Raw genomic sequence first — 18,003 nt, 5'->3', positions numbered from 1 at the left:
CCAATTAGCAGGCAAATCGGCGCAAGAAGCTATGGAAATCGATCTCGTCGGCATCCAGGCCGAATTCGTAAATAAAATGGCTTGCCAGCCACGAGGAGACAATGGCGCGCTGATAATTTTCCGGAACGCGTGCCAAAATTTCGTCGATGCCCAGCAATTTGACCAATGCCGCAGGGCAGTGCCGCTCGATCACCGCCTTTCGCAGGGCCAAATCATCAAATAAATCGGAGCGATGGATGGAATCGGTGACCTTATTGATCTTATCACTCAATTGATCCGATAAAATAGCCATTGGTGTTTTGGATTTTTGGTTTTCTTTCCAAATCACTTCGAATTCGAGCCGTGCATTTTCGCGGATGATGCCAATGACATCGTTCACATAATTCTTGCGGAATTCTGGGATCACCCCGTCCTTCACGCACATGAGACGCTCGTATTCCTCATCCGTCAATGCCAATGATGCCAACACTTCCAGGGAGGATGACGTCACCCCTCCTTTATTGGCCGAGGCATCCTTGAAAATGATGACGCCCTTTTTTTCAAGCTCCAGTCGCGCTTGCTGAGTGAGAAATAAATTGGCGCCTTCAACGATATATTTGAAACGCGGGGCCCCATTCTCGTCCAGCATTTGCTTCCAATTTTGAATATTCACTGAATTGGGACGACCGCCACAGGGAACGAACAAATCGGCCTTTAAAATGGGGTTGAGATGAAATGTATTCCGAAATGCCAGACCGCTTTCAACTAGCGTACCATCTGGCAATTTGACATTTCGATCATTGATATGAACAAAGAAGCCCTTTTTGCTCAATTTATTTTTATCGAAGTGCTCCACCATGACGCGTTTTTTGGCAAGTCGAGTCAACTCAGCTCGATCAATCCCCTCAGGATCATACAGCACGCCGCTGCCATCAATCACACAGAGCGTTTTATCTTTAGAGATCAAGATCTCATTGCTTCCCAAATCGCCGTCTGGGCCTCCAGTTTGTGCCTTGGTAATATTCTCTTCTTTGATCCCAAGCTTATTGAGAATTCCGAGCACATATTCGTGCACCGAATTGGTAGTCATGCCATACAAGTCGTGGGGGATGCCTCCCTCGCTGACAGGTTTACCCGTGGAGATGGCCTTCCAGAACTTATAGCCCCGCTGCTTTGCCCGCCATGACGCCCAGCTCATCAATTCAGCCGTCCCTTCATCTGGACCGAGAAATAAAATTTCCTCCTTGCCGAAATAATCTTTTATTGATTCATCAGGAAGAATGACATCCAGCAGACCATCGATATATTTCTCAAATGCCAACTCTCCTTTATCCTGATATTCGAGATTGAGCAAAATCGTCCCCTTCGACCCGCCTTCTGGGATGTCCTTATTTTTCTTCTGCTGCGTAAACGCCAGGTTATAGTTTTCATCGAAAATGGAGTCTGAGTTCTTGTCGTAGTCTTCTTGGTCGCGGGACTTGACAATGCGGATGCCACCCCGGGCAATATCGCGGAACCGAACATGAAAGCCGCGCATCTCCTTGGCGAGGATCATAAACACCCCATAGGGCTTCTCCTTATATTCGATTGGGTCTAGAAATTTGCTCGGATCTAATCGGAAAGCTAATGATGTCTTATTTCGCTTATAGAAATTTGTCTTCAATACAACATCATTAAACAGCACAAACGACTGCAAAATCACCCGATCGATCTCATTCCCAACAGATTCAATGTCAATTGGTTCAAGCTGGGCAGAGGATTGTTTATGCGGATTGAATTTGTCCTCAAATTGAGCATACAGCTTTTTGATGATAGCTGGGTGGCTAAAAATAGTTTGAACGATGCGGGATTCGGTATAGGAATCCTTCACCAGCCGAGTTCGCATGGTGCTCAAAATATCGACTAACTCTGGACGGTCTTTCAGTTCTGCCCAGATCGCCATATATTCATCTGTAAAGCTGGTCAAGAATTGGTGTGTGAATTTCCATGCACCGCGCGCGTAGAACGCCTCATGCACCGAAAGCGTATTGCTCCGAATTAGGGGTGACAATTCATTTTCAGGGTTGACATAGATAAGGCTGATATCAGTGACCATGTCGTCAATGTGCGGCTTGGTCTTTTCTGCATCGAGATAGACTGAAATGATGAGCTTGCCATTGGAGAACGGCTCTGCATATTTATGATTGCTCACGAGCCCATAATAGTTAATAATGTCTGAAATGCCAGATAAGAAACGATATGCCCCATTTTGCGGGACGCTGATCATAAACCGGGTTTCCCCACGAACCTCTTCAGTCACCTCGATATACGGCTGATTCCACATGATCGATTTCTTCAAGAGGCTTTGATATCGCTCCTTTGTCTCTTCAGGCACGCTGGCTAAAAACTGTTTCGCGGCGACTTTGTGGATGTCGGTTTCGGTCGGCGCTGCGTCAGGTTGGACATAATCAGGGCGAGAGGCAAAATAACTTCTAAAATGGGATTCAAGATCGATACCAGGGGTTCGATAGCTTTGCAATCGGTAAGCAGGAAACAATCGCTCCAGTCGTCGTTCGATCTCAACCGCCTTATAGTGATCATCATTCACAAAATACATCGCTGAATCTTCTCGTTCGCTCACAAAATCCACATCAAGCTGATTACTTCCTCGATTGATAGCAATCACTTCCGCCGCTAGTAGCGATTCGATATGATTGGCGATGGTCTCAATCGGGGTCGTCTGAAAATAGTACGGCACCATACCGATCTTGCAAAAAAAAGTATACAATCCGTTCTTAACCCGCTCTTGAGAAAATGTCCCTTTGCGCAAAATCAATTCCTCAATCTTCTTCACATCATTGACCGATAATCCGGTCGCTTGTGATGCCTCTTGATAAATTTCCATACGTCAATTCTCCATAAAATAATCCAAAGATGATCTCTATTTCGAAATAATGAATGATGCCGCCGCGATTATGTAGCCATGTTCATGAATTCTGAGCTTTAATATAACAAATTATTACAAAATATCAAGGAAATTTTCTTAGATATGGGGAATAATGCAGTGAAAATGCGCAGCCATAGCGATTATCTTCTTTGACAATCCCCAAAATTGGGAATAAAAGTCATTTCAGCAAGAGATCATGGCATATAATTTTGCGCCTAAAATCAATTGGAGGGACGATGGTATCAACGGGACTAATGGCAAGCAGGAGTCGATCATTTAGTGGGCAAGAAATGAAGCAAAATTGAATTTAACTGATTCCAGCAAATATACGGCTAAAAAACTGGACAAACGGTTTGATCACCATTGAAAAGATGGATTTTTTCGTGATGAATCCGAATAGGATGACAGCGATCAAGATAGTAGGACCGAATTTCATCAGCGGTGACAATTTGGATTCATAGCGATCTGGGATCAGCCCGAATAGGATTTTTGACCCATCCAGTGGCGGAATGGGTATTAGGTTAAACACAGCCAGAACGATATTAATGCTCATGCCATACCATATCATTGCCACCAGCATGCTCATTTGATAGATCGCATCATCCGAGAACAGCCGCAAGCCAAGGCCAAATAGGGATGCCAAAAACAAATTCGAGGCAGGACCAGCCAACGAAACCCATAACAAATCGCGTTTCGGTTGTCGAAAATATTGTGGGTTTACCGGTACTGGTTTAGCCCAGCCAACGCCTGCAATAAACAACATGGCAGTTCCGAGCAAGTCTAAGTGGACCAGCGGATTGAGGCTCAGTCGTCCCGACAATTTGGCGGTAGGGTCGCCGAGACGATAAGCAATATATCCGTGGGCAAATTCATGAATGGTCAAAGCGACCAAAATCGCTGGGGCCATGATTAAATAATCGGTCAATTGATGCATCATTTGCCTTCAGTAAATTCATTCTGTTTTGTGAATCAGCCAGATCGCTCTGGTCCGAATAGATTGCTAAGAAGTTTGAAACTGAACGATGGCAGTAAATCGGAAAAGCATAGATATCATTAAAACACATGGGGAAAAATTTTGCGAACATGAAACCTGTTCAATTTCATTCGATTCCCCTGTTATGGTTCTTTGGCAAAACTTCGATTTAGAAATTCAAGCCTGCTCATCTTTTCCGCACTACAGCCAACTTTTTCATATCGGTCATCCCACCAGCGCGCAGCACAATCACATACACCCCGCTGCTCACAAGTTCTCCATCGCTGTTTCGGCCGTTCCAGCTATAGCGATATTGGGACTGGTCAAATTGGTTCGATCTGATCAATCGTCCATCGGCTGAAAAGACTTGAATGCTGGTCGGTACATTGGGTTCAGCGATGACATTATATACCTTCACTGAGTCATGCAAACCTATGATGAAAGGATTGGGGAAGATTTTATAGATGTAATTGTGATACATCTTTTGAAAGGTCGCTGGAAAAAATTGGATGATCTCAGCCCCACTGCGATCGTCCATGACAATTGCCTGCGCCTGCCATTGGTTTGTCGCATTGGGGTCTTCCCCCAATCGCACCCCGACATGATCGTTCAATCTGATCAGATTGTTAATCAGGAACAGGAATTCACTGTCTTCTCCACGCTCGGTGGCGATGGAAGTGACATGCAAATTGAAGCTGGCTCGATCGCTGGTCAAATAATTGGCATCCGGCGTCTGAAAATTAGTGATCACCAAGCCGATCGTTGTGCCGCCATAAATATCGATGAGTTGAAAATACGTCGAAGAAAGTTTTCGCATTTGTTCGGTGAGAACAAGGGAGTTGCCCTGGAGGGTGTATTTCCCGAAAATCTTGATCTCCGGATATAGATGACCATCTGGATAGTATTTAATGGTATCGGCCCGGCTACCAGTGAAATAATTCCAGATGCCAAACGAAGCGAGCTCTTGATTAAAGGTAGTGCCGTACTTGGGAAGCACCTGTTGGATAGCGCTAAAGGCGGTTTGTTGCGGGATGGCCTGCCATATCTCGCGGATGACCTCTGGCCCATATTTTTTCACGATCATGTGGTTCCATAAGCATGAGCCGTACTCAAACCAACTGCCGTTGGTATAATAAAACGGATAGTTGATGGCATTGAAAAAATTGTCCAAATAAAATAAATAATCATTCACTTCATCGTAAATGTAATCCTCCATCCATGTGGAGCACATCTCCATGAAAAAGACATCTTCATCGCGATAGCGATATCCCACCTGCACAGCGTGAAAATATTCGTGGGCGCTGGTGACTTGGAGCGCTCCCAGGGCCGGGGTTTTAAATCCAAGGAAGTCATTATCCACCTCAATATAGCAGGAATAGGCGTCCTTTTTTCCAGGTACCGACTCCTCCAGCCAGGTGATGCCATAGGTATTATGAAGGCTTATCAAATAAATATCAAAAGCTGTGCCTTTGCCACCTGAATCTGCTGGAGGCGATTGATAGCCGAGACGATCCACAATCACATGATGGGTATGATCGAAATATTCGGCTGCTGCCTCTACAAAATCAGGAATCCCATTGCTGTCACGATCAGTGCCATCTACGCGATTACTTCCATCACGCGTATAATGAATTCGAAATTGGCCACTGGCGCTGCGAATACTCAGCGGCAGCGCCGGTCGCTGGAAATATGGCGTTAACATGGCTTGCGATTGGGGGCTGAGCCGATCCCAATTGGCCTTGATCTCTTGGATCACAAATGTGCCTGTTTTGAGCGGCAATTGATCGGATGGGATCTGATGAATCGAAGGCACTTTTTCTGGATCAAAGATCTGTAAGGCGCTATTTACCAGATACTGCTCATAACTTATCTGCCCCTGCTCATAAGCTGCCCGAAGATGCGTAAATCCTGAGAGGGCATGTGCCCCAGAAGCGAGGATCCATGTTGCGAACAGGAGTTTAACCAAGAATCTTTTCACAAGTTACTTTCTCCTGAAAACCAAAGTTAACGGCACCCCCAAAAATCCAAATCGTTCTCGAAGCTTGTTTTCGAGAAAAGAGCGATAATTGGCCTTAATTAGCTTGGGATGATTGCAGAAAAAAGCGAACACTGGCGGACTCGCTTTGATCTGAGTTACGTATTTGATCTTGATCTCCTTTCCCGCCACCGCAGCTGGTGGTGTTTCTGCGATGATCGGCTCAAAATAATCGTTCAATTCGCTGGTCGCGATCCGTTTGCTGCGCTGTTCGAATACCGATTGGGCGGTCTCGATCACCTTGAATACGCGCTGCCGCGTTAGCGCGGATATAAAAATCGTTGGCAAATACGAAAAATATGGAATCGCCTCGTAGATCCGTCGCTGGTATTCCATCGCTGTATCTGCGTTTTTTTCGATCAGATCCCACTTGTTAATAGCCAGCACAACCCCTTTTTTAAATTGCACTGCCTGGTGAATCACTGTCTTATCCTGGTCCGTGATGCCATCCTGAGCATCGATGACCACCACCGCGACATCGCAACGCTGAATACTGGTAACGCTTCGTACCGTACTGAAATATTCCACAGCCTCTTTGATCCGCGATCGTTTGCGCAACCCAGCGGTATCGATCAATAAAAACCGACGACCATAATATTTAAACGGTGTATCGATGGCATCGCGCGTCGTGCCTGGAATATGCGTCACGATCACCTTTTCTTGCCCTAATACGGCATTGACAAACGATGATTTGCCGACATTGGGTTTGCCGACAACTGCAATTTTGATCTCGGGTTCTTCTTCTGCTCCAATAGATAATTTTGCAGCCGGGAAACGCTCGATCACCAAGTCCAGAAAATCACCCACGCTTCTCCCACTGATCGCCGAAACTGGAACCGGGTCTCCCAGACCTAACTGATAGAAGGCCGGCACTTCCAATTCTCGAATCTCATTGTCGACTTTGTTCACAGCCACAATGATCGGTTTGTTACATCGCTTTAAGATGCGGGTGATCTCCTGGTCAATGACCGTAATACCAGTTGTGACATCGACTAGAAACGCGATCACATCCGCCTCGTCAATGGCTTGGTGCACCTGATTGAGCACCGCCTGATGGATCAAGTTCTCGCTATCTGGTAAATAGCCGCCGGTATCAACAATCGTGAAATTGACACCACTCCATTCAGCATCGGCATATTTGCGATCCCGAGTAACGCCAGGTTGATCATCGACAATGGCATCGCGCTTCCGGATGATCCGATTGAACAGGGTTGATTTGCCCACATTCGGCCGACCAATGATTGCCAGAATCGGTTTGCTCATTCGAAACTCTCAAACAAACGAAGAAAATCAGTATCGATCAATTTCACTGGCCGCTCTAACCGTTCCGCCAATTGTTCTGGGGTCCAGTCATCTAAAAATACGCTGTCATAGTTGATGCAGTTGGCTGGAAGCACAATTACGTCGCCGAGCGCCTCGTCCTTCAATTGGTGGTAAATATCCTGCCCGGTCAGCAGCCCAGTAACCGTGACACTTGGTCCAAAAAAATCATTCCGGATAATTCTCAGCTTGGCATTCAGATGCTCGATCTGATTGAGACGAGGCAGGACCACTGTCCCGATCATCGGCGCGGCCAGCATACCCGTCACCAGCGTCATCGTTTTGCTGGTGCTTATTCTATGCGGAAACTGAAAGCTTTGTTCCTCGAACTGATCGATGAAATGTCGCGTCATGCCTACACCATTTTCGATCTGAGGAAAATCCTCATACCGTTGCGCAAGAGGTAGGGGCTGTGCTGCTAATAAATAAAATTCATCGGCGAGATAGACGAAATAATCGTCCCAAATCTGTTTGAAATGCTCGCTAATCGGCTCCACTTGATCGATCAGCGCTGCGGCGAAAGCCGGTGTTACTGAAGCGAGCTGATACAATCCCTGGCGATGCCGGGTGAGCCCAACTGGAACGATGGCTACAGACTTGAGTTGAGGGTAAAACCTTGCCAGATCATCTATCGTTCTTTGCAAGCCTTGACCATCATTGATCCCAGGACAGAGCACGATCTGGGCATGCAACTCAATCCGATGCTCGACCAAATAGCGGATTTTTTCCAATAAATGATCATCCTTAGTTATCCCTAGCAACAATTTTCGGATGGTCAAATCGGTACTGTGAACTGATACATACAGGGGCGATAACCTTTGCCTGACGATGCGCTTCAGATCAGAGCGACTGACATTGGTAAGCGTAACGTAATTGCCATACAAAAATGACAGCCGAAAATCTTCATCTTTGAAATAGAGGCTGGGTCTCAACCCCTGAGGGTTCTGATCGACGAAACAGAAGATGCAGTGATTTCCACAACAGCGAAATTTGGTCTCCTCAAAAATAATACCCAGCGATTCATCATAATCTTTTTCGATCTCGAAAATGAATCGTTCGCCATCTCTCAGCACTTCGATTTCGAGCAGTTCATCGCTCGCATAGAACTGAAAATCGAGCTCATCGCCGATCTGATGATCATTAATTTTGGTGAGATCATCCCCCACCTGAAGCCCCGCTTCCGCAGCGAGACTATTGTTTTCAAAGCCGATGATTTTCATTGTTGAATGGATCACTCACATAAATGCCGGCAAACGCGTGCGATTTATCAGAAAGCCATTTGATTCAAATAAGAAGAAGCCCAGTTTGATAATCCTGGGCTTTATGAAAATATGGTTTATTCGATCGACCAACTACTTTTGGAGCATTGCGATCATTGAGGGTGTTCAGCTTACCACATTAAACAAAACAAGGAGTCGATTGACCGAGCAACATGTCACTTCATCTGATCCCGCTGCTGATTCCACCGCACCCAATCATTGTCTTGATCCTGCTGCAAATCGAAATTTGATTTATAATATTTGCCGTTTGCACGGACTTCGATCTGTTGACCAGCTACAATTTGAATCCAATGATCCAGCGATACTTCGAATGGACCAGGCACTTGGCTGGGACCAGGCACCGGTGTCGGAGCTTGAAAAATCCCAGATTGCCGAGTCCCAGAACTATCCCGCTTTACCAGCCAGAGCGGTCCGACATCCACTTGGCCCTGATAGACCTTTACCTGGGTGGACGAATCTGCATCGATCCGATAAATAGTTCCTCGAACTGAACAGACCGCGTTGGGCGTTCTGATCCAGAAATTCGAATCCCTCCCCGTCAACCGAATATTAGCCCAGATGCTGCCAGTTTTCAAATTGGCATTTAATTTTTTCTTCAGCAAATCTTCGCTAAACTCAAAAATCGAATTTTCGCCGATTCGAACGACACCGCGACTGACGAGTTTGGTCTCACACCGCGATTCTTGATTGGTCTTAATTTGATCACCAGCAAATATTGGCTGATACAGCTTTGCTGGCTCCCAGGTATCGTGGCCGGCCCTCAGGATCATCACATCCTCGGCATCTCCAAGGATGAAATTCACACTCCCAATGCTGCTTTTTCCCGCTGGCAAAAAGCCATAAACGATCAAAATCACTACCAGCAGCAATCCCCCCCAAAATACGAGTTGCTTGTTCATGGTGCTTGCTCCCAATTTATTAAATTTAAAACGACCGAAGGAAGACAACCAATTTCGTCTCTCTCGGTCGTTCTTAAAAAGCCGATTCTGAAATTCATCTCATCCGCTACGTTCGATCACTTGCAACGGACATTTTGCTCAAACTGCTGACTGTTCAATCGTCCATCCGATTCGCTCATTGAAGATCGTTCCAAACGCGATGCAATGGTCTGACGATATCCCCGCGTTGAATGTTCTTTCCCTCGACAACCTGCGCCCTGGCCACTCGATCGCCAACAAAGCCAACCACTTTTATCTTGGCCTTGGATTGGTTAGTGCTGTCCGAATCGGATTGCGCCAAGCTGTCCAATAGGCCAAGCGGCTTATTGAAGATCTCAAATAGCTGGGCCAGCTCGATCCCGGCATTTCGACCTGGGGTGAAATAGACGACGCTATCTCCCTTGCATTGAACCACTGTGCCAACCCAGTCAATTCTGGATACACAATCGACGATGTCCTGAGCCATTCGGTTCACAGCTTTGCGAACCGCCAGTCCGAGCACTGTATTCTCGAAATCCCCCCAGTTTTCCAGATCGATCGTTTTGGTTTTCAAGCCAAAAGAGGGTTTTATTTCTCTTTCTGTGATATCGTTCGCAAAGAGGATTTCTCCCGTTGATGTATCTACAATCTTATACGCGAGCCGAACCTCACCGATCGTGGTCTTTAATTTGAATGACCACTTTTTTTCCTCATCTTCTATCTTCCTCAGTTCAGTGGTTTCACTAGCGGATAGGATCTTACCCAGGACCAATGCTTCGACCCCTAATAATTTGCCAACTTCAGGGGCGGTTTGCTCGGCAACAGCGCCTGATTGCCCCAGGGCTTGTTCCCGCAAAATTTGTTCGATCTGAGATCGCTCAACTAACGTATAGCGATTGGAGCGAGCGACCAAGCTGATCAATTGATCGGCAATCGCACTCCCAAATTTAGCACCCCCCAAATCCGATAGATTTTCAAAATCAAGAATCGCAAGTCGGCGCTTCAGACCATAATATGGGACGAACTCAGGCCCTTTGACGATACGATCCGTTCGGCTCGAGTCCAGCTCGGGCATTAACGCACAAGCTACCAACAAAAGCAGAAACAGGATAAAGGCAACTGCAATTTTTGCCTTGCTGATCAGCATTTTTTCCCCAAAAATGAGGAACATTTCCCTCGCCTATTTAGTCGGACGCTGACGTACCAAATCCCCCTGTTGAAACCCACCGCCCGATTTGATCTTGCATTTCGACGCCTTCCCATTGCCAATGCTATTATCGACGACTTCAATAAGGCCAACCTGGCGCTCCTCAGCGCCCAAAGAAAGGCCAGTGTCAGGGTCGATTAGCTCCTCCCCGCGCGTGATTACTGCTAAAATATCTCCTACATTTACCCCAGCCTCAGAACCCGCATTAATATAGACCATATTGTCGGCAACTTTGATCACTTTGGCTTGCCAAGGCAGATTGCCCAATTGAGTGTCCAATTTGGCCATGATCTCTTCGATCGCCTTGCGGGTAGCTTTCCCAACCAACGATTCATCGAATTCATTTTTATTCTCAAATGAGAACTTTTGGGTGTCTAAGTTGAGGCCTTTCTTGCTCTCCACTTTCCGAACGTTGTCGGCTGCGATGATCTCTCCAGTATTGGTATTGACAAATCGCACGTCAATCCCAACCGAAGCTGAGGCAGATTGGACGCCCAATCCGAAACCTTGTTTCTTCAATACGCCCCCCACATCGCTCTTTTTATAGCCGAACTCGGTGACCGCACCGATAATCGCTAGCTCCACGCCGAGCAATTGGCCTACTTTCGCTGCACTTTGCGGCGTAATCATCCCAGTCTGGCCCAATTGCTGCTCTTGCATGATCTTCTCAATGGCCTGGCGCTCGATCACCTGATATTTGCCCGATTTTACAAGTTCGGTCGTCAGCATATCGGCCATCCCCTCTCCAACTGGTTGGCCAGTCCACCAATGCCAATGATGATCCGTTTTGTCCTCAAATGCAAAAACCGCCACGCGTTTTTTGGTTTGTGCTGTCGTATTTAAGGTGACGACAAAAACGAAACCAATCAAAACAAATGTAATGAAACAATTCCTGCTAAATCTCATCGCACAATCTCCTTACTGCTAATCTCTGGTTAGTTCTTGTTGCAAATTTCGGAAACAAGGCAAAATGTCATGCCTGAGCATGCAGACATTTCCAAGTCTTTTAGATCACGGTTTCAATTTTTATGAGATTCCTCGCTGCGGCCGGAATGACGTCACTTTTTAATATGTTCGAATTTTGCAGCAGCAACTAATTATTCTTGCATCTGCTTCTCTGACAATTGAAGGGTAATCTTGTTCATCGTCAGTCCAATGATCCGGACTTTGAATTTATCGAGATTCTTTCGCTCCAGCTCCCGCGCCAATTGGTTGGCGTTGCCAGTCATCTTCACATCTAACTCAGCAATGCTGCCAGAGACTTCACGCGTATAGATATCTTTAATTCCTCGGATGTAAAACTTCAATGTGCTCTGGAAGCTATTGAGCTGATCGAACGAATTGATGCCATTGACGATTAATTTAACCGTCGTCGCTTTATAAAATTCATCCTTCCAGACCTGAGCGATTTTTGCGATGAGCTCATCGGCCAATTTATTGGTCGCCTTTTTGATCGCCTCAGTTCCACCGGTCACTTCATCGATGTGCGGATATGCTGCATGCTGCGAAGCTGTGGCGATGATCGTCGCGACATCGGCACGAATTACCCGCGCTGTGACATTCGCCTGGCAAGATTTCATGCCGCCCAGGTTTATCCCAGTGGCTACTTTGGCGAACGCCTTGCCCGTCACCACCACTTCAGCGCCCAATTTTTTGGCTAAAGTGGCTGCCAACTGCGTGTCCCCCTGTAAGATCGCCGCTGCTTGCTCCTGCTTGAGGTTCTGCCGCACCGTGGCTGGATCAACACACTCAAAACCGTTCTGAATAAACTTGTCCAATAGTGTCGTCTCTGTGATGTTCATATCTACTGACAGATAATTAAATTGATTGGTCGATTGACCAATGTTTTGCTCTTCGATCATGAACATCATCCGCGGATTGCCCATGCGGTTGAGCAAATTTTGTAGCGATTCCCAATCGTTTCTCAAATTCGCCAACTCGACCACAGCTTCAATGGTGACCTCATAGGTCGAAGCATCGGCCATCCCTTCGCTCACAATGCGGTGCGAACGCACATAACCATCCGACCAGGCCAATATATTATCCTCAATCACCATGCTATTCTGTACCAGCGTCGATGCTTGGACAAAGGTCCCCAGCGTCTGTTCGACCGCTTTTCTTAGCGCATCGTTGATCGCTTGGTCCCGGGCTAAACCCTTATCTTCCCCAAATACCGTGGCAACCCCTTTGGCTATCACTGTTTGGGTCGCTTGCTGAGCATGAGCGATTATAGCCCATCCAATCACTAAGCTGATCATAACGCCAACTTGAATCTGTTTGCTCATTTTTGCTCTCAAGGCTCCTATCCTCCTTGTGCTATCACCCGTTTCATGTCAGGTTGGTTCAAACTGAACTCTAAGCTATTCGCTTCGCGATCTGATCGCTTCTAAAACTTTTGGTCGCTATTATAAATCTGGGGAAAATACTGAACCTTCGATTGAATAGCCGATTCTTTTCATCTTTCTTCTGCTATCGCAAAGCGAGTTATAGGCTATTTTTGGTTTTGAGCAATTCTCAGAATAAAAGGGCTGGCACGCTATGCCAGCCCTTAAACATGCATCAGAATGTGATTCGCAAAGCGTTCTGAAATTCTCGGATCGCCAGCAGCGCATCCGCCCCAGACATCGACTCTTTGGGTCGAAACGCTCCTGAAATTTTGTCGGCTTTCATAATCCCGCGATCTACCATCAATGCCATGGCATTATAAGCAAAATTGCTGCTGGATACATCTGGGAAACGGGAAGGTTCGCCAACATACTTTGTCGCTAAGCTTTCATCGCCGGTGACCAGTATCATGATGCTTTGCATCACCTGAGCGTAATTGGCGCGATCGATCGGCTCATCAGGATGAAATGTATGATCGGGATAAGGATCCAGCCCGGGGATCTGAGCTTTGATAATGTCGCGCAGCCAGGGTTCAGCCCAATGTCCTTTGATATCAGTAGCGGCTTCCATCTTGGTCACCTGGGTCGCCTGGAGCTTGCTGGCGTCTTCTGGTGCACGGAATCGAGTATCAAATACCTCTGGACGCTTTTTCTCGATTAAAGTCATCAGCTTCAACTCTTCCATTAATAGCACAGCCAGGTCAGCCCGATTGATCTTGTTGATCAAAGCGATTTTCGCACCAACCTTGGTGCCTGGTTTGGCACGTTCGATCTTTTGAACCAATTCCCATTCGTTGTTGGCTTCCTCTGCATAATCGCCCTTCAACTCTACCACCTTGCGGAATGCATCCACCGCTTTGCCGAACTGAAATCCTTCTTTGTATGTAATGCCCAAATAGTACCAGGCCTTGCTGCTGTTGGGATTCAGCTTGATCGCCTTATTAAACGCATCGGCGGCATCTTCGACCCAATCATCTCCCTTGCGCTCCAGCGTGATAATCCTCCCTTTGATAATGTGAACATCTAGCGATTTATCACTCTTGCTAATCCCCTCATTAGCAAAATCGTAAGCCTTCTTAAACAGGGCTTCCGCTGCTTTTTTGTCCTGGGTTTGTTGGGCTTGTTTAGCATACACCAACCCCATGCCAGAATATGCAGGGCCAAAATTGGGATTCAATGCTTTGGCGCGTTCAAAGGAGGCCAACGCTGTGGTCAAATCACCTCGTTCATATTCAATCATCCCTCGATTGAAATGATTCTCTGGCGTATCCAGCACCGAAGCCTCTTTCATTGGTTTAGGACCACAGCCGATCATGCTAAATAAAAAAACGCCGATGATAAGCGTTGCACTGAGATGGAATATTCGTCTGTCCATATTTGATCTCCTATCCGATAAAATTCGACTTCATTGTGCGCCACCTGCTCAATCGTGAGGCAGCGCTGCGTCTTGCTTATTGTGAGTGTCACTCCTGCGGATGTATGAGCCCTTTGATTCGGATAAATGGAACATCATGAGATGCCTGTCCGATAGTAGCCGGATGGCATGACATGAAAATTTGCTTCTATTTTGCAAGCGTCTTTGCTAATTGAAAACCAGCATGACCGTTTTTTTTCGGCCAGCCGATGAATTAGTCTAATCTCTTTTTCAAAAGGGACCAACTAATTTACAATGAACATCACCTTGCATTTATCCAAGAAATTTTGATTCGCAGCGGCCTGGTGGATCAGCGCGGCATCGGCATTGGAGATGACGACATCGGTTTTGTTGGGTCCTGAGGCCTGGAGCGCTTTAATGACCAGAGGATTATTAGCCACGCGGTCGTTTTGACGGGCGCGCATTAGGTCCTTATCATATCCAACCATGCCGATCTCGACGGCCCATTCTCGGCTGACGAATTTTGATCCATAAATTTCGTTTCCTTGCTCATCGAGGACCTTAGGAGCCATTGCAGGTCGAACACCCAGTCCTTTGCAATCGATGATTAAACCTGTATAAACTGCGCTAGCCATTGGGGTGGTTGCTCCACCAACTTGTTGCAATTGCACGCCTGGCGGGACTGGCCGTCCCTGGGGCCATGGTTGTCCGCAGGTCGGACAAACCATCTGGCCGGCTGTCATCAGTCTGCCACCGCCAAATTGCGATGGAAGCAAGGCATCCAAGATGCCGCCAGTGATCGGCATTTCCACCGTGATTTCCACCGAGCCGTCCGACATATAGCGCGGCTCGCCTACCTGCTTGAAGTTCTGGGCTAATCCCTGAACTTTCGTGGTAATGACATCATTTTCTACCATGGCGTTTCGAACCGTAGTCTCGGACGTCAAATAAATCCCTTTGATGGTCTCCAAAATATTTCGAACGGCGTCCAGCTTTGCAGCTCGGATCGCGGCTGCTCGCTGCGCAGCGATGGGCAGATCTGGATTCGGCGAACCGATTCCTACCGCCTGAATCACCTGGTTTGACCAATTCACGGTTTGGTTATCACCAAAACTTTGAATCACCTGCGCTTGCGCCATTACCGCAAAACTCAATATAATGACCGCAAACATTCCAATCATGCCCGATAGTTTCATAGCGATCTCCTTTGCTATTTAGTAGTTGACTTGCATAAACTCCCGGAGTTTTGTAGACCTAAATAATACTATTCACCTGGGAATTTTGAGCATTTATTTTATTGATGAATTAAATTTGGCAAAAAAATCGATGGATCTCGGATTTTGGTTATTAGCTGGCTTTTCAATGTTTCTTGTTAAACGAATTGAAGCAAACAGGAGCCAGAACCGTATGACTAATTGCAATATAACTATACCTGAAAACCAGTTGATCGTCGCTCAGGGAATAATATCTGTTCGTTCTTCATCAAATCGAGTTGAGGCTCATTAATCTCTCAAATCTCTTACTAATAAAAAGAGACCTTAGAATAGCCGATGCTGCTTCCAGTCGGTCTCTTTTCGCCTTAAAAAAAATAGAGCGAATGACGGGATTCGAACCCGCGACACCTGGCTTGGGAAGCCAGTGCTCTACCAGCTGAGCTACATTCGCCTGAATCTCATGTTATCAATTCTTTCGTGTTATAAATTAATAGATTTTTGGAAAAAGTCAAGAAAAATTTTTGATCCATTTTTAAAACGCTCTAAACCAATGGATGTTTCGCGGCCGCGAAAAATTTTTTCCTCTTCTCATCCCCCAAACCAGCAAGTTCATTCCTGATGACACTGTTTTATAGCTGCTCCTAAATTCCCTCTCGAACAAGTGCCCGAACGAAAACCATTAACTTGAATTATAAACGTCATTTCGAACGGAGTGAGGAATCCGGGTAAATATTGTTTAACTTTTAGCTCGATCCCTGCGATTGAAATAACAAAAGGATGAGTTTAGGTTCAAAGAGTAACTAAAAATTCTGCAACAAAGTCAAAAGCCGCTGCGTGGCACTTGACCAAGGATCGCACTAGAGAAATCGGCATCAAGCGAGCGGTCGGAGCAAAACGCCGCGAAATCATTTTTCAATTCGTCTTTGAATCCGTGCTGCTCGCGGTCGTCGGCGTCCTCCTTGGACTGCTGATCGCCCTCGCAATTATCAAATTGATCTGGATGATCCCTGCTAACGATGGTGCGATGCAATTTTTAGGACGGCCATTGCTTTAAAGGAGCGTGGTTTTCATCGCTATCGCCATTTTAACCACTATCGTTTTACTGTCAGGATAGTTCCCCGCTCGGAAAGCTGCAAAGATCGATCCAGTGGAAGCTTTGCGATATGAGTGGCTTAGAAGAGATTTTCCATTTGATTGTCTACCACGAAAAACCATTCAAATTAAATTCCACGAAATTTAAATTATTGGCATATCTCGAACGGAGCTGCCATTGGGGAGAGAAGCTAAAAAGATATCTATCCCATCTGATCTATTCATGGTTTTGATTGCTCCTCTCCTATCAAATGAAAAATTTCACTTTTTAGAAAGCCATCCACTGTAATTCAGTTTTCCACTAACGATTGATCTTGAACTCAAGTTGACTTTACCGGACCTGATCGCCTCACAAAAGACTTGAATGTTTGGTTTAATCTACTTAATTTGTGCATTAGTAGACAGCCATTTGAATGCAAATACAAATGAAAAGAAAAAAATAATAAATTTGGCTGATGCCCAATTCCAATGGGGTTATGGGCAATTTCAATTATTGGCCCCGCAAATTAATCTTTTGATCAAGAATGAGGAGAATTTCAAATGCGACTTCGAATGAAAATTTTATCTGGATTTCTCATATTAGCGGTAATGCTATCCATTGCTGGAGTCTGGTCAATTTATGAGTTAAAAACCATTGGTACGAATATTCAAGATTTGTTGAACGATAATTATCGAAGCATCAATGCCTCCAAGTTAATGATCGAAGCCTTAGAGCGCCAGGACAGTGGTCTTTTAATGTTACTTTTGGGCAATTGGGAGCAGGGCAGAAAGATTATCGCTTCGGCGGACAGTTTGTTCCAAAATGCATTTGCCGTTGCGGAAAATAATATCACGATCCCCGGGGAACAGCGCTATGTCGATTCAATCCGAATAGCCTATCAGAATTATAAAAAGTTATGGATGGGGCCGATCATTAATATCCAGAACCAAGGAGATATAAATTGGTACTCTCAATCGATCCACGAACCATTTCTCGAAGTGAAAAAACTGGTAAATCATTTAGCCACCTTGAATGATCAATTCATGTTTAAAACCGCATCTGAGTTACAAAGCAAAGCCAATCGGGCGATCATGCCTGGGATCGTTGCCATTCTTGCTGCTTTGGTCTTCACTTTTTTATTCAATTTTTTTGTGAACTATTATTTCGTCAGTCCCATTATGAAGCTTACAGATGGTGTAAAAAAGTTTTTGGAACGAAAGACTCCTTTCGATGTGACCATCGAAACACGAGATGAAATTTATGATTTAGCTGCTTCCATCAGCCATTTATGCGAGATCATTAAAAAAGAGAGCATATAAAA

The 18,003-nt window shown here is 45.8% G+C and carries 13 protein-coding genes and 1 tRNA gene; 2 read left to right on the top strand and 12 right to left on the bottom strand.

Features of this window, described 5'->3' with window-relative positions; translation table 11 throughout:
* Positions 1-4 precede the first annotated feature (4 nt).
* The 12 genes from ONB37_10830 to ONB37_10775 form a co-directional block, all read right to left on the bottom strand.
* On the bottom strand, positions 5-2,863 hold the full coding sequence (locus tag ONB37_10830; protein MDZ7400647.1) for an NAD-glutamate dehydrogenase: 2,859 nt from the start codon (positions 2,861-2,863) through the stop codon (positions 5-7).
* 349 nt (positions 2,864-3,212) lie between these two features.
* Positions 3,213-3,842: a site-2 protease family protein gene (locus ONB37_10825; protein ID MDZ7400646.1), complete on the bottom strand. Its 630-nt coding sequence runs from the start codon at positions 3,840-3,842 to the stop codon at positions 3,213-3,215.
* Positions 3,843-4,065: 223 nt separating this feature from the next.
* Complete coding sequence (locus ONB37_10820) at positions 4,066-5,856, bottom strand: T9SS type A sorting domain-containing protein (GenBank protein ID MDZ7400645.1); 1,791 nt, start codon at positions 5,854-5,856, stop codon at positions 4,066-4,068.
* Positions 5,857-5,859: 3 nt separating this feature from the next.
* Positions 5,860-7,176, bottom strand: a complete 1,317-nt coding sequence (der, locus tag ONB37_10815) for a ribosome biogenesis GTPase Der (protein MDZ7400644.1) — start codon at positions 7,174-7,176, stop codon at positions 5,860-5,862.
* The gene (locus ONB37_10810) at positions 7,173-8,453 is read right to left on the bottom strand and encodes a DUF512 domain-containing protein (protein ID MDZ7400643.1); all 1,281 of its coding nucleotides are present in this window, start codon (positions 8,451-8,453) and stop codon (positions 7,173-7,175) included. Before ONB37_10810 ends, der begins: the two co-directional genes overlap by 4 nt.
* Positions 8,454-8,668: 215 nt before the next feature.
* The gene (locus ONB37_10805) at positions 8,669-9,412 is read right to left on the bottom strand and encodes a FecR domain-containing protein (GenBank protein ID MDZ7400642.1); all 744 of its coding nucleotides are present in this window, start codon (positions 9,410-9,412) and stop codon (positions 8,669-8,671) included.
* Positions 9,413-9,587: 175 nt separating this feature from the next.
* Positions 9,588-10,577: a CsgG/HfaB family protein gene (locus ONB37_10800; GenBank protein MDZ7400641.1), complete on the bottom strand. Its 990-nt coding sequence runs from the start codon at positions 10,575-10,577 to the stop codon at positions 9,588-9,590.
* A gap of 33 nt (positions 10,578-10,610) precedes the next feature.
* The gene (locus tag ONB37_10795; GenBank protein MDZ7400640.1) at positions 10,611-11,543 is read right to left on the bottom strand and encodes a CsgG/HfaB family protein; all 933 of its coding nucleotides are present in this window, start codon (positions 11,541-11,543) and stop codon (positions 10,611-10,613) included.
* Positions 11,544-11,734: 191 nt separating this feature from the next.
* Positions 11,735-12,922 carry a hypothetical protein gene (locus ONB37_10790; GenBank protein ID MDZ7400639.1) on the bottom strand — a complete coding sequence of 396 codons (1,188 nt, stop codon included), beginning with the start codon at positions 12,920-12,922 and terminating at the stop codon, positions 11,735-11,737.
* A 274-nt stretch (positions 12,923-13,196) separates the two neighbouring features.
* Positions 13,197-14,396, bottom strand: coding sequence for a tetratricopeptide repeat protein (locus ONB37_10785; protein ID MDZ7400638.1), 1,200 nt, complete (start codon positions 14,394-14,396; stop codon positions 13,197-13,199).
* Positions 14,397-14,680: 284 nt separating this feature from the next.
* Positions 14,681-15,592 (bottom strand): hypothetical protein, encoded by a 912-nt coding sequence (locus ONB37_10780; protein ID MDZ7400637.1) that lies wholly within the window; start codon positions 15,590-15,592, stop codon positions 14,681-14,683.
* A 396-nt stretch (positions 15,593-15,988) separates the two neighbouring features.
* Positions 15,989-16,061, bottom strand: a tRNA-Gly gene (locus tag ONB37_10775).
* Positions 16,062-16,451: 390 nt separating this feature from the next.
* Between ONB37_10775 and ONB37_10770 the strand changes: the two genes are divergently transcribed.
* Both ONB37_10770 and ONB37_10765 read left to right on the top strand, forming a co-directional pair.
* Entirely contained in the window at positions 16,452-16,664 is a 213-nt protein-coding gene (locus ONB37_10770; GenBank protein ID MDZ7400636.1) for an FtsX-like permease family protein, read from the top strand.
* Positions 16,665-17,242: 578 nt separating this feature from the next.
* Complete coding sequence (locus tag ONB37_10765) at positions 17,243-18,001, top strand: hypothetical protein (GenBank protein MDZ7400635.1); 759 nt, start codon at positions 17,243-17,245, stop codon at positions 17,999-18,001.
* Positions 18,002-18,003: the final 2 nt, after the last annotated feature.

It is taken from the genome of candidate division KSB1 bacterium (assembly GCA_034506395.1).
In the GTDB taxonomy this organism is placed as follows: Bacteria; Zhuqueibacterota; Zhuqueibacteria; order Thermofontimicrobiales; family Thermofontimicrobiaceae; genus Thermofontimicrobium.
Note: the sequence above shows the minus strand (reverse complement) of the source record. Positions and strands in the feature narration are given on the sequence as shown.

What these genes read in the sequence shown, in the direction of transcription:
- ONB37_10830 (MDZ7400647.1), bottom strand. Translation starts at nt 2,863, where the DNA reads ATGGAAATTTATCAAGAGGCATCACAAGCGACCGGATTATCGGTCAAT.
- ONB37_10825 (MDZ7400646.1), bottom strand. Translation starts at nt 3,842, where the DNA reads ATGATGCATCAATTGACCGATTATTTAATCATGGCCCCAGCGATTTTG.
- der (MDZ7400644.1), bottom strand. Translation starts at nt 7,176, where the DNA reads ATGAGCAAACCGATTCTGGCAATCATTGGTCGGCCGAATGTGGGCAAA.
- ONB37_10810 (MDZ7400643.1), bottom strand. Translation starts at nt 8,453, where the DNA reads ATGAAAATCATCGGCTTTGAAAACAATAGTCTCGCTGCGGAAGCGGGG.
- ONB37_10805 (MDZ7400642.1), bottom strand. Translation starts at nt 9,412, where the DNA reads ATGAACAAGCAACTCGTATTTTGGGGGGGATTGCTGCTGGTAGTGATT.
- ONB37_10800 (MDZ7400641.1), bottom strand. Translation starts at nt 10,577, where the DNA reads ATGCTGATCAGCAAGGCAAAAATTGCAGTTGCCTTTATCCTGTTTCTG.
- ONB37_10795 (MDZ7400640.1), bottom strand. Translation starts at nt 11,543, where the DNA reads ATGAGATTTAGCAGGAATTGTTTCATTACATTTGTTTTGATTGGTTTC.
- ONB37_10790 (MDZ7400639.1), bottom strand. Translation starts at nt 12,922, where the DNA reads ATGAGCAAACAGATTCAAGTTGGCGTTATGATCAGCTTAGTGATTGGA.
- ONB37_10785 (MDZ7400638.1), bottom strand. Translation starts at nt 14,396, where the DNA reads ATGGACAGACGAATATTCCATCTCAGTGCAACGCTTATCATCGGCGTT.
- ONB37_10780 (MDZ7400637.1), bottom strand. Translation starts at nt 15,592, where the DNA reads ATGAAACTATCGGGCATGATTGGAATGTTTGCGGTCATTATATTGAGT.
- ONB37_10765 (MDZ7400635.1), top strand. Translation starts at nt 17,243, where the DNA reads ATGCGACTTCGAATGAAAATTTTATCTGGATTTCTCATATTAGCGGTA.